21 protein-coding genes are annotated in these 24,719 nt (G+C 63.4%); 6 read left to right on the plus strand and 15 right to left on the minus strand.

The window, feature by feature from the left end; translation table 11 throughout:
- Complete coding sequence (locus GE253_RS06145; RefSeq protein ID WP_153203241.1) at positions 1-1,611, plus strand: MFS transporter; 1,611 nt, start codon at positions 1-3, stop codon at positions 1,609-1,611.
- Complete coding sequence (locus GE253_RS06150; protein WP_153203242.1) at positions 1,608-2,852, plus strand: alginate export family protein; 1,245 nt, start codon at positions 1,608-1,610, stop codon at positions 2,850-2,852. The genes GE253_RS06145 and GE253_RS06150 overlap by 4 nt, the downstream gene beginning before the upstream one ends.
- Before the next feature lie 3 nt (positions 2,853-2,855).
- Here GE253_RS06150 and GE253_RS06155 read toward each other — a convergent pair whose 3' ends face one another.
- The 5 genes from GE253_RS06155 to GE253_RS06175 form a co-directional block, all read right to left on the minus strand.
- Entirely contained in the window at positions 2,856-4,088 is a 1,233-nt protein-coding gene (locus GE253_RS06155) for a LysM peptidoglycan-binding domain-containing M23 family metallopeptidase (protein WP_173012524.1), read from the minus strand.
- Between the two features lie 2 nt (positions 4,089-4,090).
- Positions 4,091-4,771 carry a protein-L-isoaspartate(D-aspartate) O-methyltransferase gene (locus tag GE253_RS06160; protein ID WP_348770780.1) on the minus strand — a complete coding sequence of 227 codons (681 nt, stop codon included), beginning with the start codon at positions 4,769-4,771 and terminating at the stop codon, positions 4,091-4,093.
- Entirely contained in the window at positions 4,768-5,550 is a 783-nt protein-coding gene (surE, locus tag GE253_RS06165; protein ID WP_153203244.1) for a 5'/3'-nucleotidase SurE, read from the minus strand. The genes GE253_RS06160 and surE overlap by 4 nt, the downstream gene beginning before the upstream one ends.
- Positions 5,550-6,818, minus strand: a complete 1,269-nt coding sequence (gene serS, locus GE253_RS06170) for a serine--tRNA ligase (RefSeq protein WP_153203245.1) — start codon at positions 6,816-6,818, stop codon at positions 5,550-5,552. Before serS ends, surE begins: the two co-directional genes overlap by 1 nt.
- Before the next feature lie 98 nt (positions 6,819-6,916).
- Entirely contained in the window at positions 6,917-7,930 is a 1,014-nt protein-coding gene (locus tag GE253_RS06175; protein ID WP_173012525.1) for an esterase-like activity of phytase family protein, read from the minus strand.
- A 165-nt stretch (positions 7,931-8,095) separates the two neighbouring features.
- Between GE253_RS06175 and GE253_RS06180 the strand changes: the two genes are divergently transcribed.
- Together GE253_RS06180 and GE253_RS06185 are read left to right on the plus strand one after the other, a co-directional pair.
- Positions 8,096-8,356 carry a hypothetical protein gene (locus GE253_RS06180; RefSeq protein WP_153203247.1) on the plus strand — a complete coding sequence of 87 codons (261 nt, stop codon included), beginning with the start codon at positions 8,096-8,098 and terminating at the stop codon, positions 8,354-8,356.
- Positions 8,357-8,526: 170 nt separating this feature from the next.
- Complete coding sequence (locus GE253_RS06185; RefSeq protein ID WP_153203248.1) at positions 8,527-8,841, plus strand: hypothetical protein; 315 nt, start codon at positions 8,527-8,529, stop codon at positions 8,839-8,841.
- Between the two features lie 21 nt (positions 8,842-8,862).
- Here the strand turns inward: GE253_RS06185 and GE253_RS06190 are convergent, their stop codons facing one another.
- Together GE253_RS06190 and GE253_RS06195 are read right to left on the minus strand one after the other, a co-directional pair.
- Positions 8,863-9,396 carry a protease complex subunit PrcB family protein gene (locus GE253_RS06190; RefSeq protein WP_247878523.1) on the minus strand — a complete coding sequence of 178 codons (534 nt, stop codon included), beginning with the start codon at positions 9,394-9,396 and terminating at the stop codon, positions 8,863-8,865.
- Between the two features lie 4 nt (positions 9,397-9,400).
- Positions 9,401-10,582: a M20 aminoacylase family protein gene (locus GE253_RS06195; RefSeq protein ID WP_153203250.1), complete on the minus strand. Its 1,182-nt coding sequence runs from the start codon at positions 10,580-10,582 to the stop codon at positions 9,401-9,403.
- A 205-nt stretch (positions 10,583-10,787) separates the two neighbouring features.
- Between GE253_RS06195 and GE253_RS06200 the strand changes: the two genes are divergently transcribed.
- Positions 10,788-11,576, plus strand: a complete 789-nt coding sequence (locus GE253_RS06200) for a MipA/OmpV family protein (RefSeq protein WP_153203251.1) — start codon at positions 10,788-10,790, stop codon at positions 11,574-11,576.
- A gap of 155 nt (positions 11,577-11,731) precedes the next feature.
- Here GE253_RS06200 and GE253_RS06205 read toward each other — a convergent pair whose 3' ends face one another.
- The 3 genes from GE253_RS06205 to GE253_RS06215 all read right to left on the minus strand — a co-directional run bounded on the left by GE253_RS06205 (position 11,732) and on the right by GE253_RS06215 (position 14,938).
- Complete coding sequence (locus tag GE253_RS06205; RefSeq protein WP_153203252.1) at positions 11,732-12,193, minus strand: hypothetical protein; 462 nt, start codon at positions 12,191-12,193, stop codon at positions 11,732-11,734.
- A 111-nt stretch (positions 12,194-12,304) separates the two neighbouring features.
- Complete coding sequence (locus GE253_RS06210) at positions 12,305-13,729, minus strand: mannose-1-phosphate guanylyltransferase/mannose-6-phosphate isomerase (RefSeq protein WP_153203253.1); 1,425 nt, start codon at positions 13,727-13,729, stop codon at positions 12,305-12,307.
- 282 nt (positions 13,730-14,011) lie between these two features.
- On the minus strand, positions 14,012-14,938 hold the full coding sequence (locus GE253_RS06215) for a hydrogen peroxide-inducible genes activator (protein WP_247878500.1): 927 nt from the start codon (positions 14,936-14,938) through the stop codon (positions 14,012-14,014).
- Between the two features lie 144 nt (positions 14,939-15,082).
- On the opposite strand from GE253_RS06215, the gene katG reads away from it, so the two are divergent.
- Positions 15,083-17,263: a catalase/peroxidase HPI gene (katG, locus tag GE253_RS06220; RefSeq protein ID WP_153203255.1), complete on the plus strand. Its 2,181-nt coding sequence runs from the start codon at positions 15,083-15,085 to the stop codon at positions 17,261-17,263.
- Positions 17,264-17,329: 66 nt separating this feature from the next.
- On the opposite strand, the gene GE253_RS06225 is transcribed toward katG, so the two are convergent.
- The 5 genes from GE253_RS06225 to GE253_RS06245 all read right to left on the minus strand — a co-directional run bounded on the left by GE253_RS06225 (position 17,330) and on the right by GE253_RS06245 (position 24,573).
- Complete coding sequence (locus tag GE253_RS06225; protein ID WP_211101359.1) at positions 17,330-20,254, minus strand: TonB-dependent receptor; 2,925 nt, start codon at positions 20,252-20,254, stop codon at positions 17,330-17,332.
- Between the two features lie 92 nt (positions 20,255-20,346).
- Positions 20,347-21,438, minus strand: a complete 1,092-nt coding sequence (locus GE253_RS06230; protein ID WP_173012526.1) for an alpha/beta hydrolase — start codon at positions 21,436-21,438, stop codon at positions 20,347-20,349.
- A 169-nt stretch (positions 21,439-21,607) separates the two neighbouring features.
- Positions 21,608-22,276, minus strand: coding sequence for a TetR/AcrR family transcriptional regulator (locus tag GE253_RS06235; RefSeq protein WP_153203257.1), 669 nt, complete (start codon positions 22,274-22,276; stop codon positions 21,608-21,610).
- A gap of 69 nt (positions 22,277-22,345) precedes the next feature.
- Positions 22,346-22,828 (minus strand): DUF3237 family protein, encoded by a 483-nt coding sequence (locus tag GE253_RS06240; RefSeq protein ID WP_173012527.1) that lies wholly within the window; start codon positions 22,826-22,828, stop codon positions 22,346-22,348.
- Positions 22,829-22,992: 164 nt separating this feature from the next.
- On the minus strand, positions 22,993-24,573 hold the full coding sequence (locus GE253_RS06245; protein ID WP_153203259.1) for a carboxylesterase family protein: 1,581 nt from the start codon (positions 24,571-24,573) through the stop codon (positions 22,993-22,995).
- Between the last annotated feature and the right edge of the window lie 146 nt (positions 24,574-24,719).

The raw sequence follows: 24,719 nt of genomic DNA on the forward strand, positions 1-24,719 counted from the left end.
ATGACGATTGCCCCATCGCCATCCGCACCTCCGCCGCCGTCCCCATCTGCCTCCCCACCCCCCTTGAGCCTGCCGCTGTTCCGGGCGCTGTGGATCGCCACCATCGTTTCCAATGTTGGCACCTGGATGCATGATGCCGGGGCCGGCTGGTTGATGACCAGCCTGTCCGAGGCACCGATCATGGTGGCCCTGGTGCAGGCGGCCACCACCCTGCCCATGTTCCTGTTCGCCCTGCCGGGCGGGGCGCTGGCCGATATTGTCGACCGCCGCCGCCTGCTGATCGGGGCCCAGCTTTGGGCGCTGGTCTGTGCCGGCTTGCTGGCAACCTTGACCTTCATGGGGCTGACCGGGCCGCTGGTGCTGCTGGCGCTGACCTTCGCCATTGCCACCGGGGCGGCGCTGTCTGCCCCGGCCTTCCAGGCCATCGTGCCGGAACTGGTGCCGCGACCGGCCTTGCCCGATGCGATCGCGCTGAACAGCCTGGGTATCAATATTTCCCGCGCCATCGGCCCGGCGCTGGGGGGCTTTATCATCGCGGCTGCCGGCACGCCTGCCGTCTTTGCCCTGAACGCCATTTCGGTGCTGGGCGTGATGGTGGTGCTGGTGGCGTGGCGGCGGCAGGTGGCCGCCCCCACCTTGCCGGCGGAACGCTTCTTCGGCGCCTTGCGGGCCGGGGCGCGCTATGCCCGCCATTCACCGGCCTTGCAGACGGTGCTGATCCGCTCCATCGGCTTTTTCCTGTTTGCCAGCGCGCTCTGGGCCTTTGTGCCCATCATCGCCCGGCGGGAACTGGGGCTGGGCCCTGCCGCCTATGGCGGGCTGCTGGGCTGCATGGGGGCGGGGGCCGTGCTGGGGGCCGTGCTGCTGCCGCATGTGCGGGCGCGGACGGGTGCCAACGGCCTGACCATCGGGGCCACCATCCTGTTCGCCCTGGTCGCCGTTGGGCTGGCCCATGCGCGGAACTTTGGCGAGGCGGCAGGCGCCATGGCGCTGGCCGGCATGGGCTGGATCGCCATGCTCTCCAGCTTTAACGTCGCCGCCCAGATGGCCGTGCCGGCCTGGGTGAAGGCAAGGGCGCTAGCCGTCAATCTGCTGGTCTTCCAGGGTTCCATGGCAGCGGGTAGCACGCTTTGGGGTACGCTGGCCGGGCATCTGGGCATTCCCATGACCCTGATGGTGGCGGCAACGGGCCAGATCCTGGCCCTGGTTCTGGCGCTGCGCTGGCGGATCAGCGGGGAAGGGGCGGGCAATCTGACCCCATCCTCCCATTGGCCGGTCCCGCTGGCGGTGGCCGACATGCCGGCGGACCGGGGGCCGGTGATGATTACCGTTGAATACCGGGTCGATCCGGCCAGGGTGGCGGATTTCAGCGCCGCCATGCAGGTGCTGCGCCGCATCCGCCACCGCGACGGTGCCATCAGTTGGGGCCTGTATGAGGATGCGGCCGAGCCGGGCCGGATGGTGGAGAGCTTTGTGCTGGAAAGCTGGCTGGAACATCTGCGCCAGCATGAACGCGTCACCCATGCCGACCGGGAAAATCAGGAGGTGGTGCGTGCCTTTCATCTGGGGCCGGATGCCCCCATCGTCCGCCACCTGATCGCCCCATCATGAAACGGTGTCTTGCCGGTCTCACGCTGGCCTTGATATTGAGCGCACCGGCCGGGGCCGAAAGCACCACGGTCACGCCGGGGCTGGATCTGCGCCTGCGCTGGGAGGATCTGGCCCATGACCAATGGGGCCAGGGGGGCGACCATTATCTCTATGAACGGGTCATGCCCTCGCTTTCGGTGAAGGGGGACGGGTTTCGCCTGTTCACCCAACTGATCGGGGCCGGGGTTACCGGAATGCGGGCCGATCCCGGCCCGCCCGACCGCAGCGGGGTGGACCTGTTGCAGGCGTCCCTGGCGGTCGATCTGGTACAGGCGGGACCGGTCACAATGTCGGTCAGCGGCGGGCGGGAATTGCTGGGGCTGGGCTCTGAACGGCTGGTGGGGCGGCGGTTCGGCGCCAACGTACCGCAGCCGTTTGATGGCGGACGGCTGATCCTGTCCGGCCAGGGCTGGAAGGCCCAGGCCCTGTGGGAACGGCCTGTCATCACCGGGCCGGATGATTTTGACGACAAGCCGGGCCAGGGCCGTTTCCTGCACGGGCTCTACACCACGCTGCAGGGGCAGCAGGGCGTGATGGATGCCTATCTGCTGGCCACCGGCCAGGGCACCGCCCGCTATGCCCAGGGGCGGGGCCGGGAACGGCGGCGCACAGCGGGTCTCCGCTTAGCCGGTAAACAGGGCTCCTGGTCCTGGAATTGGGAAGCGATGGCCCAATGGGGGCATCTGGCGGACAGCAGCATTCGGGCTTGGTCGCTTGCCAGCGAAACCGGCTATCAATTCACCGATCTGCCCCTCACCCCGCGCCTGCTGCTGCGGGCCAATATTGCCAGCGGGGATGGCGATCCCAAGGATGGCCGGCTGGGCACCTTCAACCCGCTTTACCCGCGTGCCAAATATTTCGGGGAACTGACGCCCATCGGCCCGCGCAACATCATGAACCTGCATCCGGGCCTGGAACTTGATTTGGGCCATGGCTTTGACCTGTCGCTGGTCAGCCTGTTCTACTGGCGGGAAAACCGCCATGACGGGGTCTACAGCGTGCCCGGCCCGTTGCTGCGCCCCGCCGACCCGGCGGCTGGCCGCTATATTGGCCATCAGGGGGAACTGGTGCTGGGTTGGAAGCGGGAGGGGCTTTCCGTCACCGCCTCCCTTTCCGCCTTCCAGCCCGGTTCTTATCTGCGCCGCACCGGCCATGACGACACCACCACCCTGGTAGGGGTGGAAATCGGCTGGGCGCTGTAACGCTTACTTTTCCAACTGCCCCATCGGGTCGACCACCTGATCGCCCTTGCGCACGGCGAAGTGCAGTTGCGGGAAGCGGACGTTGCCGGTCTGGCCCACGGTGCCGATGGATTGGCCGCGCGTCACCCGCTGACCCTGCTGCACGCCGATATCGGCCAGATGGGCATAGACCGTGACCCAGCCGCCATCATGGCGGATCAGTACCAGATTTCCGAAGGATTTCAACTGGTTGCCGGCATAGGCGACGATGCCGGCCTCGGCCGCTGCCACGGCGGTGCCTTGGGATGCGGCAATGTTGATGCCGTCATTGCGCAAGCCCCCCGGCTTGGCACCATAGGTTGAGATGATCTCCCCCCGCAGCGGCCACATGAAGCGGGCGGCGGTGCGCGGCGGCGGCGCGTCGTCGGGCTTGGCCAGCGGGGCAGCGGTGGCCACCTGGGGCGCCGGGGTGGTTACCGGGGCCGGGGACACCGGTGCCGGCTGGCGGTTGGCGGGCAGGACCGGCGCAGTCGCATTGCTGGCGGTTCCGTTGCCATTGCTGGCATGGGGGACGGGGGCAGCCGGTGGCGGGGCCAGGGTTTCCGCCTCCACCCCCCGCTTGCCGGCGGTTGGGGCCGGGCTGGTCGCGGGTGGACTGGTCACCGTCGGGCGGACGGGGACCGGGGTGGGCGTTAGCGGTTTGGCTGCCACAGGGGCTGGCGGGTCCAGCGGCACCGCCTCCACACTGGGGCGGGGGGCGCGGGCCGGCGGGGCGGAGCTGGTGGCCGGCGGCATATCCGGCTTGCGCGCAGGGGCGGGGGCCTGGTTGACGCTGCTGGCGACCTGGGTCGGAGCACCGCCCCCGCCACCGGGCATCTGCAACTGTTGGCCGACCCGAACCATATAGGGCGGCTGCAGGCCATTCAGGCGGATGATTTCCGCCATATCAACATTCATCTGCCGGGCGATGCCATAGACCGTATCTCCTGCCTTCACCTGATAGGTGCGGGGTGTCGGCAGGGTCAGCCGCTGGCCGGGATGCAGCGTATAGGGCGGGGTCAGCCCATTCAGGCTGATCAGATCCTGGGTGGAAACATGGTACTGCGCGGCAATCGCCTGCAGCGTATCGCCGCGCGACACGAAAATGGCATTGGCTGGCGGGGATGGGAGGGCTGTGTGCGGCAGATCCCCCTGTGTGGAACAGCCAGACAGCAGGCCCAGGGTCAGCAGAGGGACGGCGATGGCAGCCAAACGCATCGTCAACCCACACCGACTTGCGGTGGATAAGGAGCGATGTCCGGCAACAGGGGGACGAATCGAACGGGCCACAATTCCTCTCGCTGTAATCCACATTCGCCGTCACCGTTCGCCAGAGGTCGCCGGAAACGCACAACCTTCAGCGCGCGGTGATCGGGGCCCAACGGTATGACCATGATACCACCGGGCGCCAGTTGTTCCACCAGATCGGGCGGTGGATGGCCGATACAGCCGGCCGTCACCAAAATCCGCTCGAACGGTGCTGCCTCTGGCCAACCGCGCCGGCCATCGGCCAGCCGCGCCATGACATTTGGCAGCCGCAGGGCGGCGAACCGTGCCTCTGCCTCCTGCAACAGAGGCCGGTGCCGCTCGACCGTATACACGTGCCGGGCGATCTTGGCCAGGATGGCCGCCTGATAGCCGCTTCCCGTGCCGATTTCCAGCACCTTATCGTTCGGCCCTGCCGCCAGCGCCTGGCTCATCAGCCCTACCACCTGTGGCTGGCTGATGGTCTGGCCATGGCCGATGGGCAGGGCCGTATCCTCATAGGCCTGATCGCGGAATGGGGCCGGCACGAACAGTTCGCGCGGCACCATCTCCACCGCCCGCAACACATTGACATCGGTGATGCCCTGGCGGCGCAGCAACATCAGCAGCCTGATCTTGCTGGCCGCCCGGTTCACGCCAAGGCCCCCTTCAACGCCTCCAGACAGGCGTAATGGGTCAGGTCCAGATAGATCGGCGTCACCGAGATGCCGCCATGGGCGACGACATGCACATCGGTATCCGCCGGTACTTCCGTCTCCCCACGGGCCAACCCGATCCAGAAATAGCGCCGACCGCGCGGGTCAATCCGCTCGTCCAGCTCATCCCCGATCTTGCGGTTGCCATGGCGCACCACATGCACGCCGGTTACATCATCCGGCGGTACGGCGGGGTAATTCACATTCATCAGCACATGGCGGGGCCATTCTACCGCCATGATCTTGCGGACGATATCGGCACCATGGCGTTCCGCCACCGACCAGTCGGGCGGGCTATCCGGGCTGGTCCGCTGGCTCATGGCGATGGCGCGCACGCCCAGCAGCGTCGCTTCCATGGCGCAGGCGATCGTGCCGGAATAGGTGACATCTTCACCCAGATTGCTGCCATGGTTGATGCCAGACAACACCAGTGTCGGCTTGCGGTCCTGCATCAGATGGTTGATGGCCAGCAACACGCAATCGGTGGGCGTGCCGTCCACCGTATAGCGCTTCGGCCCCACCTCCCGCAGGCGCAGGGGCCGATGCATGGTCAGGCTGTGGCTGGCACCGGATTGCTCCGTCTCCGGCGCCACCACCCACACATCATCAGCCAGCGACCGGGCGATCTTTTCCAGCACGCCCAGCCCTGCGGCATGAATGCCGTCATCATTGCTGATCAGGATGCGCGCACCGGTGAAATCAAAGCTGGGATTGCTCATCACGCGGTGATCCGTTCCAGCCCGCCCATATAGGGACGCAGCGCTTCCGGCACCAGAATGGAGCCATCGGGCTGCTGATAATTTTCCAGCACGGCGATCAGGCAGCGGCCGACGGCCACGCCCGACCCGTTCAGCGTGTGCAGGAACTGGGTGTTCTTGTCACCCTTGGCGCGGAAGCGGGCCTTCATGCGGCGGGCCTGGAAATCCCCGCAATTGGAGCAGCTGGAGATTTCGCGGTACATGCCCTGGCCGGGCAACCAGACCTCAATATCGTAGGTCTTCTGGGCGGCAAAGCCCATATCGCCGGTGCAGAGCGTAACAGTGCGGAAGGGCAGGCCCAACCGCTTCAGCACGGTCTCAGCGGCATCCGTCATCCGTTCATGTTCCGCCGCCGACTGGTCGGGCCGGGTGATGGAGACCATTTCCACCTTGTAGAACTGGTGCTGGCGGATCATGCCGCGCGTATCGCGCCCCGCCGACCCGGCTTCGGACCGGAAGCAGGGGGTGCGGGCGGTCAGGCGCAGCGGCAATTCGTCCGCATCCAGAATGGCGTCATTGACCAGATTGGTCAGCGGCACCTCTGCCGTGGGGATCAGCCAGAAACCATTGGTGGTCTGGAACAGGTCTTCGGTGAATTTGGGCAACTGCGCGGTGCCGAAGGCGGCCTCATCCTTCACCAGCAAGGGCGGGGACACTTCCTCGAACCCGAACTCATTGGTGTGGATATCCAGCATGAAATCGCCCAGCGCGCGTTCCAGCCGGGCCAGCTTGCCGCGCAGCACGGTGAAGCGCGCCCCCGACAGCTTGGCCGCCAGATCGAAGCTCATCAGGCCCAGCGCTTCGCCCAGTTCAAAATGCTGCTTGGGGTTGGCGATATCGGCCGGCGTGCCAATGCGGCAGATTTCCACATTGTCATGCTCATCCTTGCCGGCCGGCACATCATCCGCCGGGATGTTAGGCAGGCTGGCCAGGATACCATCCAGTTCGGCCCCCAGCTCCTTTTCCTGCTGTTCCAGGGCGGGCAGCTTTTCCTTCAGCGCCGCCACCTCATCCAGCAAAGGCTGGGCGTCGCGCCCTTCCTTCTTATAGGTGCCGATCAGCTTGGAGGCTTCGTTGCGCCTTGCCTGCAATTCCTGGAATTCGGTCTGCAGGGCGCGGCGGCGCTGGTCCAGGCCCAGGATGTCGGACGACTGGGCGGACAGTCCGCGCCGGGCCAGGCCACGGTCGAAAGCATCGGGATTGTCGCGGATGGAACGAAGGTCGTGCATGACAGCGCCAGTTGAAGCCTAGGGGGGAACAAAGAGTGCATGGCCCTTATAGGGGCAGCAGGGGGGTGTCGTCCAGGGACACCGGTTGCGAAGCCCGTTCAGGGCTTCCATTCGAACATCATCATGATAGTTCTTTGCAGCACAAAGAAATTATCATCAGAAATAATGTGGATGAAGACGGTGCCATCCTTGGACCGGCGGACATCGATTCCCTCAAAATTATCGGTCAGCAGGGGCGGGTCCAGCCGGGCGATCTCCCGTCCCGCCAGGGTGCCGCCGGCGACCGTACCCGCGGCCAGGGCCTTGGCATCAATATGCATGATGCGGTTGCCCCAGCCGCCCAACATGCCGACGCGCCGTTCCAGCACCAGAATGCCGCCACCGGGCAGGTTTGCCGCATCCACCGGCAGGAAGGGCGGGTGGCCCTGATAGCGGAATTCCACCCAGTTACCGGATCGGCCGATCCAGGCCCGGTGCAGGCCCTTCTCCCCCGGGGCTTCCCCTTCCGCGATCAGCAGCAGCCGGCTGTCCGGCAGCATCAGGGCGGTTTCCAGCCCGGCATTGAAATCCAGCTCTTTCAAGCCCGCCGGGCCGCCCAGCGCCACCGGCGTCACCCCGGCCAGGGCCGGGCCATAGCGCAGCAAGCGGTGTTCACGTTCAAACCCGACAACCCAGCCGTCGCCCGGCCAGGGGCCGATCAGGGCCAGTGATTCGCTGTCATTCTTGCCGCCTTGCAGAACGCTGCCGTCTGTTTCCAGCAGGGTGCCCAGGGTGAAATCACCCATGCCGGCCAATGTTCCATCCGACCGGTAGGAGAGTCGGCCCGCCACCTTGTCCCCCCGGTCGGAGATGGCAACGAACTGCCCGCCATCAGGGCTGACCCGCAGGGCGGACAGCCCGCCAATGGCCTTGCGCGGTCCCTGCAGCGCCACGGCGCCCTTGAACACCAGTTCCCCCACGCGCTGCGGCTGGATGCCGGACGCTTCGGTTTCCAGCAGCTGCACCGGCACGGAATAGGGCAGCGGGTCGCCATTGGCACAGCCGGTCAGGCCCAGCGGTGCCAGCAGCAGACAGCCAGCAAGGTGAAGCAGGCGAACGGGGGAGAGGGCCATGGGCGGGCGGGTTTCCCTGAAGGGTCGGGACAGGCGGGCATAAAACAGGCTGGTGCCTGTCCGGGTCAAGCCATCATGCCTGTTCAATCTTCTTTCGCAGCGCCGCATGGGCAGCTATCCTGCGCGCTAACCTTTGGCATTCCACAAGATCAGGTACCAGACATCATGAGCGAGATCGACGCCCTGCCGACCCCGCCGCCGGCCATCGATTCTGAGCGGCTGGACCGCCTGGAGGCCCGCATCGCCGAACTGGAAGCCAGGCTGGCGGCGGTGGAGCCCAAGCCGGATGCGGATAATGTTCGGGTTCTGAAGGCGGAATTTAATTTCAGCAGCAGTGATCTTGCCGCTTGGCTGCGATACAATCCAGTGATGGCATTGGTGATTGCCCTTGTCGGGTTCGTCATCCTGTTCCATCTGCTGGGGTAATACCCAGTTGCGATGAGTAAAGCTCTTCGCAACTGGGTACGGCGGCGACCGCCACCGCGCGGCCCATGCCGCGTAAAGCCAAGCCAACGGATGTTGGCACCGGCGATTGAGGGCCTTGATCAGAGCCGGTTGATTCTGATCAAGGCGCATAAATATAAGGTGCCCATTCCATGGCCAATTACAATTTCGAAACCACGGTGAAGTTTAAGAACCGCGGTGACATGGACAAGGCGGAGGATTGGATACAGGCCAATATCAAGGGCCTGTGGGCGCTTGAGTTCATCGGTATGCAAGAGCAGATGAGCGTGGATACCGGTATCCGCAGCCAAGTGCTGCTGGTGCTGTTCAAATTCGGCCGGAAGGAGGATTTTGAACGGTTTTGCCGTGAATATGTGCAGGGCAAGCCCGCCCTGCCACAGCCCAAGCCGCAAGCCAAGCCAGCGCCGAAAAAATCAAAGGGCCTGCTGGGCTGGTTGTTCAACTGAACAGTCAGGCGGGTTCAACGGTCACGGCAGCTTGTTGTACCGCACGCCCGCCTCGCTGCGATCCACCATGATCACTGCGTAGGGGGATGTCAGCACCTGCGTGGTCATCTGACCTTCAGGCGGTGATTTCTCCCGGAACTCCACCACCAGCCGGTCGCGCTGCGCCACCTGCCGTTCCGAGCGCACGCGCAATATATCCACCGAATAGCCGGTGGTGGTGCGCGTGCCCAGGAAAATACCAAGTGCCATCAGCTCATTCGGCAAGTCGCCCGGCGGCGGGCGGCCCACCAGATCCCATAGCGCCGCCCATTCCGCCGGGGTGCGGGCTACCAGAAAGGCTTGGGCCTGGGCGCGGCTGGTCTCCCCCGACCACAGCGCCCGGCCCACCAGGGGCGGCGCTTTGCCGCCAATATCCGCCACGCTGGCTGCCGCCGTTTCACCCGCCAGCCAGCTGCTGGTGTCGGTGGCACAACCGGTCAGTAAGGGGGCGATCAGGATAGACAGGGCCAGAACACGGCCCCAATCGCCCTTAGCCCGCCAGCATGTCGGCATCATCACCTCAAGCCGCCTTTGGCAATGCCGTTTCCACCAGCGTCGCCCAATAGCTGGTGCCCAGCGGCAGGATCTCGTCATTGAAATCGTAGCGCGGGTTGTGCAACTGGCAGCCCAACGCCGATCCGCCCTGGCCGACCCAGACATAGCAGCCGGGCCGCTCCAGCAGCATGAAGGCGAAATCCTCCGCCCCCATGCTGGGACCGACATTGCTGTAAACCTTGTCTTCGCCGACCAGCTGCCTGGCCACAGCGGCGGCCAGATCGGTGGGGGCGCCGGCATGGTTGACCGTGGGCGGATAGCCCCGGCGATAGGTCATGGAAGCACTGCTGCCAAAGGTGACCGGCACGGTTTCCACAATATGGCGCAGGCGTGCCTCCAGCATGTCCCGCACCTCATGGCTGAGCGCGCGCACGGTGCCGCGCATCACCACTTCCTCCGGGATCACATTATAGGCGCTGCCGGCATGGATCTGGGTGATGGAGATGACGCCGCTTTCAATCGGGCTGACATTGCGGCTGACGATGCTCTGCACCGCCGTCACAATATGGGCGGCAATGACGATCGGGTCGATCGTGTGGTGAGGCAATGCCGCATGGCCACCCTTGCCCGCAACCTTGATTTCAAACTGGTCGGCCCCGGCCATGATGGGGCCCGACTTCACCACCATCTCCCCCGGCGGCAGGTCGGGCCAATTATGCATCCCGAAGACCATGTCACAGGGGAAACGCTGGAACAGCCCTTCTTCCACCATGCGGCGACCGCCGCCCAGCCCTTCCTCGGCCGGCTGGAAGATGAAATTCACCGTGCCGCTGAAATTGCGGGTTTCCGCCAGATAGCGGGCAGCCCCCAGCAGCATGGTGGTGTGGCCGTCATGGCCGCAGCCATGCATCTTGCCCGGCACCTTGCTGGCATGGGCGAATTCGTTCGCTTCCTGCATGGGCAGGGCATCCATGTCGGCGCGCAGGCCGATGGCTTTGCCATTGGGGCCACCCTGGCCATGCAGCACACCGATGACACCGGTGCCGGCGATGCCGGTATGCACCTCCACCCCGAATTCCTTCAGCTTCTCCACCACGAAGGCAGAGGTCTTGAATTCCTCAAACCCGGTTTCGGGGTTTTCGTGAATATGCCGACGCCACTCGGTCATGTCGGCATGGAAATCGGCGATACGGTTAATGATCGGCATGGTCCCTTGCTCCTGACGCAGCACCACCCCGTTTACGTGGGTATGGCGCGGCCATCTGTCGGACAGATTAGGGCGAAGCTTTCCAATGGGGAAGGGGCAAACGTTCCTGATGGTGATCCGCATCATAGTGCAGCGCGTATATTCTCCATCAAGAAACGTCCGTGGGCGGTAACCGGCCCATCTGGCAGTTGGAGAAATTGAGAAAATGTCGACGAAACGACTATTCCCCCTGATGGCCGGGGTGGCGCTCTGCACGCTGGCCCTGGGCAGTGCCCAGGCGCAGCAGGCGCCGAAGCAACGGGACTGGCAGGTCCGGCTGGGGATTCTGGGCGCGGCAATGCCGGATTATGAAGGATCTGATGATTATCGATTTCGCCCCTTTCCCGACATCGAAATCACCTATGGCAACACGTTCTTCCTGGACCGGCGTGGCGTGGGGGCCAATCTGATCAAGTCCGGCCCGCTGACGGCAGGCGTGACATTGGGCTATGATGGCGGGCGCAAGGAAAGGCGCAACCGCGCCCTGCGCGGTCTGGGCAATGTCGGTGATACGGCGGTGGCGGGGGCCTTTGCCAATTACCAGGTCGGGCGCTGGATGCTGACCGCCGATGTCAATACCGACCTGCTGGGCGATGGGCATGATGGCACCACGGCCGATCTTGGCTTTTCCTATGTGCTGCGGCCGACCAAGCAGATGATGATCATCATCGGGCCGTCGGTCACCTGGGCCAGCGACAATTACATGCAAAGCTATTTCGGCATTGATGCGGCCCAGGCCACCCGCGCCGGCCGTGCCGTGTATCGCGCCGAGGCGGGGTTCAAGGATGCCGGGTTGCTGGGGTTGGGCACCTACGAGCTGACGCGTAACTGGTCATTGACTGGCGTGGCCGCTTACACCCGCCTGCTGGGCGATGCTGCCGACAGCCCGCTGGTGGATCGTGACGGCAGCGCCAACCAGTTCTTCTGCGGTGTGGGCGTATCCTACAGCTTTTAATACCAATCTTCCTTGATCGTGACCGATCCAGGGAGCTTTTGCGTTCCTTCAGGTGCCGAGCCGGCAGTCGCTGGCTTCCAACCCGCCTTAAGCACAAACTTTAGGCGGGTTGGTATCAGAATGTCAGGCCTTTCAGCAGGCCCCGACCCTTATTATTACATCTCCTCTTCGCCGTCTTCATAGGGGAAGAAGGGACCGCCCGTCATTGTGGTGCCGGTCGCCCCGTCGGCACGGAACCGCCAGACCTTGGGTTCGTTCAAGGTGAGGTTGCCGCTGGACAATTGGTCCATGATGGCGATGGCGATATCCGCTTGCAGCCGTACTGCCCACGGAGCCATCGCGGTCTTCTGGTCCTGCAGATAGGTGGCGGAATAAAGCGTGTGCGCCACGCCCTCGGCATGGCGCTGCATGAACACCACCACCTGGCGTGCACAATCCGCTGGCGCCAGGATCGGTTCAATCCCGGCCGCAGCGGCTGCCAGCACCGGGAACATCAGATGCTCCCGCTCTTCCAGGGCAGGATCTCCGTTCAGCGCATCGGCGACCTTCCGTACATAGGCGGCACGGGCGGCGGGCAATTCACGCAGGGCCAGATCAAGGATTTGCCGATGGTGCATTGTCTTAATCCCGATCAGAATGGTCCGTGCCTGATTGCCAGAGGCTCTCCTTCTTATCGCAAAAGGAGATGTGCCTGTCACGCCCTGGCCCGGAACCTTTCGGTCAGGTGGCTATAGCTTAGTATATTTGTCCGCGAACCGGACGATATCGTCCTCGCCCAGATAGCTGCCCGAGCGTACCTCAATCAGGTGCAGCGGGATGCGGCCCGGATTGCCCAAGCGGTGTTTCTCCCCGATGGGAATATAGACGGACTGGTTCTCATGTATCAGCCGCACGTCTTCACCGCAAATCACTTCCGCTGTACCCTGAACCACGACCCAATGTTCGGCGCGATGGTTGTGGCGTTGCAGGGAAAGCTGTTCGCCGGGCTGCACCACCACCCGCTTTACCTGGTAACGTTCGCCGGCATCAATGGTGCGATGGTAGCCCCAGGGGCGATGCAGCGTGGTGTGGGTATCACATTCCGGTCGGTGGGCTTTTTTCAACCGTTCGACAATTGCCTTGATATCCTGGGCGCGGTCGCGGTGCGCGACCAGAACGGCGTCGTCGGAGGCCACAACCACCACGTCTGACAAGCCGGCCACGGCAACCAGACGCCCGTCGGCACGAACGTAACTGTTGCTGCAATCATGCAGCAGCACATCGCCGATCCCAACATTGCCAGCTGGATCCTTGGCCCCGATATCCCACAGGGCCGACCAGGCGCCGACATCGTTCCAACCCATATCCACCGGCACCACCACGGCACGAGTCGTCTTTTCCATCACCGCATAATCGACGGAAACGGATGGTGAGGCGGCAAACGCCTCACGCGACACCCGGCAGAACGTGAGGTCGGTTGTCGCCCCCGCCAGGGCGGCCCGGCAGGCGGCCAGGATAGCCGGCGCCTGCCGCTCCAGTTCCGCCAGATAGGTGGAGGCAGCGAACAGGAAAATGCCACTGTTCCAGAGATAGCACCCTTCCGCCAGATAGGTGGCGGCCGTGGCGGCATCCGGCTTTTCCACAAAGCGGTCGACAGGATGGGCGGTTCCCCCCTCTGTCAGCGCCTGTCCCATCTTTATATAGCCATAGCCAGTTTCCGGCCGATCCGGACGGATGCCGAATGTCACCAGCGCACCGTCACGGGCCGGTATCACAGCCGAACCAACCGCCTTCCGGAACCCAGCCACATCGGCCACGACATGGTCTGACGGCATGACCAGCAGCAGCGGGTCACCGCCGCTCTCCATCACCTTCAAGGCGGCCAGCGCGATGGCGGGGGCCGTATTGCGTCCCACAGGTTCCAACAGAATGGCCGCCGGCTCCACCTGGATGGTGCGCATCTGCTCGGCCAGGATGAAGCGGTGTTCTTCATTGCAGATCATCAGCGGCGACGCAAATTCGTCCCCCTGCACACGCAGAGCCGTCTCCTGAATCATGGTCAGGTCACCCGCCAGCGGCAGGAACTGTTTGGGATGCAGGGATCGAGATGCCGGCCACAGCCTTGTGCCGGAGCCACCAGACAGGATGACGGGCGTTACCTGCAAAGCTGTCATTGTCCGCTTCCTCTCCTGTCTGCCACACACGGCAACCAATGGCGCAATGTCATCATTTGTCGTGAGACGTCAAGCCGGATAGGCAGGTTGGTGGCAGACAGGCATCGCCGTCGCCAAGGCCCCCCTTCATAAAAATCAGGTAAAACCTTTGTTTGCGTATTGGGTGACGACATGCGCTTTTAGTGAATATGGTGCAGTTTTTTGACCCCTTTGATGCGGATAAGGGGGAGGTGCCGCCCGGCAGCCTGAAAGTAAATTTGGCTCATATTGAAAATGCCGGGCTCAAGCGCCGGTGTGGCCCGTCTCAAGAAGATATGAGCTATCCATGCGCATGTTTTCGCCGATCCGGCGGACGATCTCCCCCACGGCCCGCAGTTCCCCCGCCAGCGGATGGCTGCGGCGCCAGATCATGCCAATGGTGCGGCTGGGGCGCGGCGGGGCCAGCCGGGCCAAAGCGATGCGGGCGGAGCGGGTTTCAACCCCCAGCGCCATCTCCGGTGCCAGGGTGATGCCGATCCCGGCCCCCACCATCTGCACCAGCGTGGAGAGCGAACTGCCCTCCATCATATTATGCGGGGCTTCGGCGGCGGAGAGCTTGCAAAAGGCCAGGGCCTGTTCGCGGAAACAATGACCTTCCTCCAGCAGAAGCAGACGCATCTGCCACAGCTTGTCGGCCGCCGGCACGGGCTTTCCGGCGTCCGCCGGCGGACGAACCAGCACGAACTCCTCCTCAAACAGGGGCATTTCGTGCAGGGAGGCTTCCGAGACGGGCAGGGCGACGATGGCCGCGTCCAGCCGCCCATCCATCAGGTCTTCCAGCAGCTTCTGGGTAATGGCCTCCCGCGGGCGCAAATCCAGGCCCGGATAGGTCTGCGCCAGTTCCGCCACCAGGGCCGGCAGCAGATAGGGCGCCACCGTCGGGATGGCGCCCAGCCGCAATTGCCCCATGAAGGGCGCGCGGGCGGCCTGCACCAGATCCTCCAGCGCATCCACGCTGCGTAAAATCTCATGCACTTGGGTGGCGAAAGCCTCCCCCAGGGCGGTCAGGCGGATTTGCCGGGGCGTGCGCTCCACCAGAGGGGCGCCGACCAGATCCTCCATCTCCTTGATCTGCACCGACAGGGCAGGCTGGGAAATGGCGCATTCCTCCGCCGCCCGCCCGAAATGCCCAAGCCTAGCCAGCGCATCGAAATAACGCAGATGCTTCATGGAAAACGGGATCATAAGGTTAGCCTATCACGCCTTTAAGGTAATGCAATTATACCGCAACGGCCGACCCTGATACTTTGCATCCAGGGCGCCAAGGCGCCGCGAGGAACCGACACAAATCAGGCTAAACCGGCGGAGGCAAGAATGGAAGGCAACAAAATTACCAGTGCCAGCGGCAAATGTCCCTTCATGCATGGCGCGAACACCGCCAACAGCAGCAATGTGACAAGCTGGTGGCCCAACGCGCTCAACCTCGACATTCTGCACCAGCACGACAGCAAGACCAATCCGCTGGGCCAGGGCTTCTCCTACCGCGAGGCGGTGAAGAGCCTGGATTTTGAGGCGATCAAGCGCGACATGCACGCATTGATGACCGACAGCCAGGATTGGTGGCCGGCGGATTGGGGCCATTATGGCGGCTTGATGATCCGCATGGCCTGGCATTCCGCCGGCACCTATCGTATCGCTGATGGTCGTGGTGGCGGCGGTACCGGCAACCAGCGCTTCGCCCCGCTGAACAGCTGGCCCGATAATGTCAGCCTGGACAAGGCGCGCCGCCTGCTGTGGCCGATCAAGAAGAAATACGGCAACAAGATCAGCTGGGCCGACCTGATGATCCTGGCCGGCACCATCGCCTATGAAAATATGGGCCTGAAAACCTTTGGCTTTGCCTTTGGTCGTGAGGATATCTGGCACCCGGAAAAGGATATTTATTGGGGCGCGGAGAAGGAATGGCTGGCCCCGTCCGATGGGCGCTATGGCAATGTCGATGAACCCGCCACCATGGAAAACCCGCTGGCGGCGGTGCAGATGGGGCTTATCTATGTCAATCCGGAAGGGGTGAACGGCAAGCCTGACCCGCTGAAGACGGCGGCCCAGGTGCGGGAAACCTTTGCCCGCATGGCGATGAATGATGAAGAGACGGTGGCCCTGACCGCCGGCGGCCACACGGTGGGCAAGGCCCATGGCAATGGCGATGCCAGCAAGCTGGGCCCCAACCCCGAAGCCGGCGACGTGACCGAACAGGGTTTCGGTTGGTCCAACCCGAACCAGAGCGGCAAGGGCCGGTTCACCGTTACGTCGGGCATCGAAGGGGCCTGGACGACGCACCCCACCCGCTGGGACAACGGCTATTTCCAGATGCTGTTCAACCATGAATGGGAATTGCGCAAGTCCCCCGCCGGGGCCTGGCAGTGGGAGCCGGTGAATATCAAGGAAGAGGATAAGCCGACCGACGTGGAAGACCCGTCGATCCGCTATAACCCGATCATGACCGATGCAGACATGGCCATGATCAAAGACCCGGCCTATCGCCAGATTTCCGAGCGTTTCCACAAAGACCCGGCCTATTTCAACGAAGTGTTCGCCCGGGCCTGGTTCAAGCTGACCCACCGCGATATGGGCCCCAAGGCCCGCTATATCGGCCCGGATGTGCCGGCCGAAGACCTGATCTGGCAGGATGTGGTGCCGGTGGGCCGCACGGATTATGATGTGGCGGCGGTGAAGGCGCGGATTGCGGCTTCTGGCCTCTCCATCGCGGAGCTGGTCGCCACCGCCTGGGACAGTGCCCGCACCTTCCGGGCCTCGGACATGCGCGGCGGGGCCAATGGTGCCCGTATCCGGCTGGCCCCGCAGAAGGATTGGGAGGGCAATGAACCGGCCCGGTTGGCCAAGGTGCTGGCGGTGCTGGAGCCCATCGCTGCGGCGACCGGGGCTTCACTGGCCGATACCATCGTGCTGGCCGGCAATGTCGGGATTGAGCAGGCGGCCAAGGCGGCCGGCTTTGATATCACTGTACCCTTTGCCCCTGGCCGTGGCGATGCCAGCGATGACCAGACCGATGCCGACAGCTTCGCCCCGCTGGAACCGATCCATGACGGTTTCCGCAACTGGACGAAGAAGGCCTATGCCGTCAGCCCGGAAGAATTGTTGCTGGACCGGGCGCAGTTGATGGGCCTGACGGCGGCGGAAGTGACGGTGCTGGTTGGCGGCCTGCGGGTGCTGGGGGCCAACCATGGCGGCAGCAAGGATGGCGTCTTCACCGACCGTGAAGGGGCTTTGACGAATGACTTCTTCATCAACCTGACTGACATGGCCTATCGCTGGCAGAAGGGCGATGCCGTCTCCTATGAAATCCGCGACCGCAAGACGGGGGCGGTGAAATGGACCGCCTCACGGGTTGATCTGGTGTTCGGCTCCAACTCCGTGCTGCGCGCCTATGCGGAGCTTTATGCCCAGGACGATAATGCACAGAAATTCGTGCAGGATTTCGTCGCCGCCTGGGTGAAGGTGATGAATGCCGACCGGTTCGATCTGACGGCCTGATGCGTTATCTGTGACAGCTTGGTTCCGGCGGGGAAGCTCCCCGCCGGAATGCTGCCGGGGATCGTTTCAGAACTTCGCCTTCAGCCCGATATAGTAGGAGCGGCCGACAGCGTCATAAACACCCACGTCGGTGCTGTTTTGTGAACTGGCGACGGTGGGCAGGCCGCGATCAAACAGGTTGGTGACACCAGCCCGCAGCTCAATCGTCTCGCTCACCCGCACATTGCCGAACAGGTCAACCAGATGATAAGCGGGCACGCCTGGGGATGGGTTGTTGGGCGTGGTCACTGCCGTCACATCCTCCATCGCCCCCTGATAGCGCCAGCGCAGGCCGACACCGAACAGGTCGGAGCGGTAGCCCACCGTGGTCAAGGCCTTCCAGCGGGGCAGGGCGCGGCCCAGCGTGCTGGTATTGACATAATCCTGGAAGCTGCTGCCCGGCAGGGTCTGGATATTGTAGTGATTGACCCAGCCGATGACGGGCGTGACATAGATTTCAGCACTGGCGTCACCGACATCGGCCCCGATATCCGACAGGCTGGCCGACCAGTTGATCTGCACATCAATACCGTCGGTTTCCAGCCCGCCCAGGTTCAGGAACGGCATACTGACATCCTGCAGCTGCCCCTGCGCGTCGCGGGTCAGCAACTGGCAAAATTCGTTCGACGCGGCATAGCTGGGGTTAGAGCCGTCGAGATTATAGCATTTGGACAGGGTGGTCAGGCCCGGTACGCCGGAGATCACTTCCTTGATCTTGATGTTATAATAATCAACGGAAATCGCGGTGCCGCTGTACCAGGGGCTTTCACCCGGCACGGTCAGCACGGCCCCGACATTGAAGGTATTGGCCTTTTCCGGCTTCAGGGCCAGATTGCCGCGAATGGTGCCACCCGTGGCCGTGGTGGGGAATGTGTAGGTGTCAATGATGTTCGCCGGCACGCCCTGGGCGATACACAGCGCCCGCACCTGTGCCCCACCGGCGCCGGTGCGGGCCACAGAACGGGCGTCGCAGGGGTCGCCCACCGATGCCGGCGGCGTGCCGAACTGCACCTGGGTGCCCGTGGGTGGGGAGAACAGCTCCCCGATATTGGGGGCGCGCACCGCGCGCTGGTACGATCCGCGAAGCATCAGGGAATTGACCGGCCGCCAGCGCAGATCGGCTTCATAGCTGGTGACGCTGCCCGTGGTGGAATAATCGGAATAGCGGGCGGCGGCGCCGATGGCCAGTTCCTCCGCAAATTCTGCCCCGCTGATCAGCGGGATATCCACCTGACCGGCAATTTCCTTCAGGTTGATATTGCCACGGGCGGGGGCGGAGCCGGTCACCGCCTCAATATTCTGCGTCATCAGATCGCTGTCGGGCGTATAGCGATAGGTGTTGCGGCGGTACGAGGTGAGCAGCGCCACCTGCAGGGGGCCGGCGGGCAGTTCCAGCACGGGGCCGGACAATTGGCCCTGCACCTGGGCCTGCGTCAGCTTTTCCACGCTGATCGCCGTCTTGGTCATGTAGCTTTTGCAGGCATCGGAAATGCTGGTGGCGTTGCTGATGCCAAACGGGTTGAACCCGCCGGCGCACAGTGCCTTGCCGCCATCGGCCGCGTTCAGCAGGCTCTGCACCTTGCTTTTCACCACGGCATTATAGAGCGCCTGATCATGCCGGCTTTCATCGTAAGAGCCGTAGATATCCCATTTCCAGGTGCCGGCCAGATCGCCTTTCAGCCCCAGCGCATACTGGCTGACCTTGTATTGCTCATCCCAGTTCTTGTCGGCGATGCCGACATAGCGCCCGTTCCAGGTGAAGGGCGCGTTGGGGTTGGGGCGCGAGGCCAGGATGGTGCGCAGATCGGCCGGAATGAAGGGATTGCTGGTCGGAATGGTGGTCAGATTGCCGATCTGTGTCAGGCTGCCGCCGCTGGCCGTATTCACCACACTGTCGACATACATGAACTGGCCATAGGCGGTGAGGCCCTCTGTCAATTCATAATCGAAGGAACTAAAGGCCGTCTTGCGTTCCAGGGCGTTCTGGAACTGCACCTGCTGGCCCACGGGCATCCGGACATTGCCGGCAATGACGGCATAGCCGCTGTCGGTCGGCCCCTTGTAATTGACGGCCCCTGTCTGGGTGAACAGCGATCCGTCATTATTGAAGCCCAGGTTCAGCGTCCGCCCCACCGGCGCCGCGATGCCATATTTGCTGAAAACGCTGTTGATAGCGGCCTGCGTCGGCAGGTTGGCCGCATTGGGCACATAGGTGCTGGTGCCGATGAAGGAGGAGGGAGTGACGAATTCAAAGAAGGAACGTTTGGAACCTTTCAGGCCCGGCCGGTCTGTATAGCTGGCCGTCAGCATCATATGGCCTTTATCTTCGGCAAAGGCGCTGCCCAGCGTGACGGAGGCGGATTTCTTGAACACATCGCCGCGTTCATCCTGGCCGAACTGCACGTCGGCGCGCACGCCGTTGAAGGGCTGGATGGTTTTGAAATTCACGACACCGGACATGGCGTCGGAACCGTAAATGGCCGAAGCGCCGCCGGTGATCACATCGATGCTGCCGATAATGGCTTCGGGCAGGATGTTGATATCGACATTGCCGTTAATGTCGGACAAAGGCAGGCGCTTGCCATTCAGCAGCACCAGATTGCGGTTGGCGCCGAGGCCGCGCAGGTTAAGGCTGGCGCGCCCGCCAGCGCCCTGGCCACCCGTGCTCGACGTGCCGGCGGCGGTGAAGGAGGGCAACTGGTTCAGCGCTGCTTCAATCTCGACCTGACCGCTTTCCTTGATGGATTCCGTCGATACCGTGGTGATCGGGCTGACGGCGACATTGTTGGGCCGCTGGATCAGGGAGCCGGTAACGACAATTTCATCCAACAGTTCTGCCTTCTCCGCCCCGGCCTGCTGAGCCAGGGCTGGGCTTGCCAGCGCCATGCCGGCCGCCAGTGACAGCGCCAAGGGCGAGGCGCTGTGCCGCATCAGGTTCGTCTTGGTTTTCATTATGTCCTCCCTTTCCTCACGCACAGGGGTTCCCGTTCCGAAACGGCGTGGGCCCCCGGGCTTTGATTTTGCTGATTTTGTTTGATCCCCCGTCAGCGGGGGCCGATGATGCTGCCGATGAAATCGATGGTGTCGGCCAGTGCCTGGCGGCTGACCTCTGCCGTGCGTTCCGGCTTCTCGGCGATCCAGCTATGATTGGCGCTGTCGAAAATCCGGGTTTTCACGGAGACCTTGGCCGCCGCCAGCGCCGTGGCAAACCGTTCCTGCTGGGCCACCGGTACGACAGTATCGTCGCGCCCATGCAGCAGCAGGAAGGGGGGAGCCTTGCCATCCACATGGGCAAGGGGCGATGCCAGACGTGCGCGGTCGCCATCGCAGCCAGTGGTCGTACAGCCCAGGAACCGGCGCATCGGGTCGGTTGGCGGGGCATCCTTGTTCAGATAGCTGGGCATGGTTGACAGATCATAGATGCCGAACCAGGAGACCACGGCCTGCACACAGTCGGATGCCTGATCCGTCCCGCCGGCCCCGGTGGGCACGGTTTCAACCGTCGCTGGCCGTGCGGGGGCCGGTGCGTCTTCGGCAAAGGCGGGATCGCCGCAGGTCGCACCGACCAGTGCGGCCAGATGGCCACCGGCCGATTGGCCCCAGGCGGCGAACCGCGCCGGGTCGACACCAAAGCGGGAACCATTGGCCCGCAGCCAGCGGATGGCGGATTTCACATCCTTTGCAGCCGCAGGAAACGGTGCCTCCGCCGAAAAGCGATACCCGACAGAGGCCACGACATAGCCCTGGGCAGCGATGGCGGCCAGCACCTTGGGCCAATCCTGAAAGGCGGCACTGCGGCGCGGGCCGCCCGCCATCCAGCCGCCGCCATGGATATAGAGAATGACCGGCCGCAGCTTGCCATCCTGCCCGGCACCCGGCGGCAGGAACAGGTCCAGCTTCAAGGGCCGGTAACCGGGGATGGTCTTGTAAACCACATCCGGCAGACCGATGACCCCATCGGGAAAGGGCACGGTAACGGTGGAGAAGGTGTCAGCCCCCACCTGTTGAACCGAGGCGCCAATATCAGCCTTTGCCGCGATATCAGCACCGCCAGCATGGGCCGGCAAGCTGACAGCCGACAGGGCAGACAGCGACAGGCACAAGATGGCGGACATGGCGGTGACGGAACGCTTCATTCTTTCCCCCCGACCGATATTTTTGATTTTTCGGGTCCGGATGATAGATCGGCCCGACATTTTTCTGATGAAGTTAATGTACGAAACAGTTCGTACGTCGTCAATCGCGTTTGTTATGCCGCAGTGCGTTTCTCGATGTGTGCTGGAAAACGTTGGATGGCGGTGTGGATCAGACCTTGCGGCACCAGGTCATGACGATATCCACCACCTGTTCCTTGCGCCGGGCGGCGGCTTCCTCCGACCCCAGCTCGTACCCGAAGATGGTGGAGAAGGTGTAGCGGTTGGAGACATTATAGAAGCTGAGCGCACTGATGGTCATATGCAGTTCCACCGGATCAATATCCGGTCGGAACAGCCCCTCGGCCACGCCCTTGTCCAGAATGGCCTTCAGGCCTTGGATGACATGCTGGCTGCGGCGCTTGATCCCGTCGACATGGCCGATGAAGGCGCCGTGCAGGATATTTTCATTCATCACCAGCCGGACAAATTCCGGGTTCTTGAAATGATGGTCGAAGGTCAGGCGGATATGGGCCTTCAACGCCTCTTCCGCGCCGACATCCAGGATGGGCAAGGCTGCTTCCGAATCACGGATGGCGATATATTCCTGTTCCAGCACGGCCTGATACAGCCCTTCCTTGGAACCGAAATGGTAATAGATCATCCGCTTGGATGTGTCGGTCTTCTCCGCGATCTCATCGATGCGGGCCCCCATCAGGCCCTTGTCGGCGAATTCCCGGCGGGCCACGGCCAGGATATTGGCCTTGGTCTCATCAGCCTCGGCAGCGCGGGGATTGCGGGCCGGGGATGCCGATTTCGACTTGGGCGCCGGGGCGTTCATGGGAAGTCCGTTGGATGATGATCATGCGGGGCCACAGGATAATGCGGCCCCGCGCGTTTTGAAGCGAATTCAGCCTTTTGCGGCAAAGACGCTGATGATCACCGCCCCGCCGCCCGGCACGGGGCTGACCCGCCCGACGAAAACATGGCGGTTCAGCCATTCATATTTGCCGGCGGGCGCATGGAAGGCGGGGATGGTCATCAGGTAACGCGGGTCCGGCACCGACAGGCCCTTGTTATGGACGATGATGACCGCCCCATCATCGGTGCGCAGGGAATAGAGCGCATCCAGTTCCCGCACGCCATCGGGCCGATCCAGCTGCCAGTCGGCCCCGCCGGCCAACACCTCCCCCTTGATGCCCTCCCCTGTGAAGCTGCCACCGGTGATGGGGATGAAACGGCGCTTGCCATGGTCGCTGTCCCCCACCTCCACCGCCGGCGATATGGTGACGCGTGCCTGCAGCACCAGCCGCAGGGTGGGGCTGGGAACGGCTTCATAAGCCTGAACGCTGACGGGCCATAACAGCATCAGCCAGAGCAACAGATATTTCATAGTGTTATCTTCCCCCCTCATACCATGTCCCGGTGATCGCAACCGATCACCGGCCTCAAGCGCCGGCGCCAACTCCGTTGGCTTGGCTTCACGCGGCATGGGCCGCGCGGCGGCGGTCGCCGCCGTACCAAATCCCGGTGAGTTTTCCTCACCGGGATTTGGTATCAATCACGCACGCGCGATGGTGTGGCCGGGGATGGCGGCGGTGCCTCCCACCCGGCCAGCAGGTCCAAAGTGCTGTAACGTGGCCAATCCACCACCCGTACCTGTTCCCCCAGCTCCATCAGGCGCGGCCGTTTGGGATCGAACCGGGGCCAATCGGGGGCCGGCTTCCCGTCCCTGGCAAAGGATAGCAGCATGGTTTGCATCCGGGCAGCCAGTTCCAGATCGACCGGTTGCCAGTCGCGGGTACGGCGGAACAGGTTCAGCGCCTCCAGCGTGCCCAGCCAATAGGGCACGTCGCCCGTGTGATAGGCCCCCACCGTGGCCGGGTCGTGATCGGCGAAACGGATACCGTCTGTATAGGGATGGCGGCGGGTGAACAGCCAGATATAGGCGGGCTGCTTCTGTGCCCGCGCCCATGCTGCGACCTGCCGGCCAACCGTGGCATCGCGCTGAATATCGCTGATGGCACGGGGGATATCCGCCGGCGCACTGACCGCATAGGCTTTCAGCAGCTTGTCGGCGACGCTGGGGAAGGCTTGTTTCACCAGTGCCTGAAAGGCCGGGATATCGCTGGCACGGCCCAGGCTGCGGAAGCTTTCATCGCGGGTGAAGCCGATCATCACCGGCACATCGCTGTGCCCGTTCCCCTGCATCGCCTGATCAGGCGGCAGGGGCAGCAGCTTGCCATCCAGCACGATGGGGGAGCGGCGGGGCAGCGATGTGGCAATGATCCGGTCCCCGGCGATGGCCCGCATATCGGCAAGGGAGCCCGACTTCAGCGCCTCTTGCAGGCGCTGACCGTCCGCTTCGGCTTCCGCCAGCGGCAGGGGTGGCAGCAGGGCGCCAAAGGGGCTGCCGCTCATCCCGACTGCGCGATGGAACAACCCCTTGGCCGCCGGGCTGGCCAGCAGCAGGCCGATGGACATGGAGCCGGCGGACTGCCCCACCAGCGTGACATTACCCGGATCGCCGCCAAAGCCGGCAATATTGTCGCGTACCCAGCGCAGCCCCTGGATTTGATCCATCAGGCCGTAATTGCCGGAATGCCCCCCGCCCTCCGCCGTCAGCTCAGGATGGGCAAGGAAACCCAGCGTGCCGACGCGGTAGGAAAGGGCGACATAGACCACCCCCTGCTTGGCCAGAAACTCCCCTGAATAATTGGGCATACTGGCAGAACCGACATTGAAGGCCCCGCCATAAATCCACACCATGACCGGATAGGGTTTGCCCGGCGGTGCCGGTTCTGCGGGGCCCCAGACATTCAGGTAAAGGCAATCCTCGCTGATCGCCTCATGCCCGAAATAATGGTTGATGCTTGACCCGCGCATGGGCTGCAGGCACATGGGCGCGAACCGGTCAGCATGGAATGTACCTTTCCAGGGGGTAACCGGCTGCGGTGGACGCCAGCGTAGGTCACGCAGCGGCGGGGCGGCGAAGGGCACGCCCAGAAAGGCATTGACGCCGCTGTCCAGTACCTTGCCCTCGATCACCCCGCCCTCAACCTTTACGGTCTGGGCGAATGCTGCCAGGGGCAGGCACAGGCAGGCAGCGCCCAATAACAGGCGCGACCAGATGGACATGTTTCCTCCGTTATTCTGCTTTTCTGGGGTCTGTCCGGAAAGTTATCCCGCCTTCCGAAATCTTGCCCTTTCTCCACCGTCATTCCCGCCTTCGCGGGAATGACGGTTAAGAGATTGGAAAAGAAGTGAAAGTTCTTGGTTCCTAC

The sequence above is a fragment of the Niveispirillum sp. SYP-B3756 genome, from assembly GCF_009495745.1.
Lineage (GTDB): Bacteria > Pseudomonadota > Alphaproteobacteria > Azospirillales > Azospirillaceae > Niveispirillum.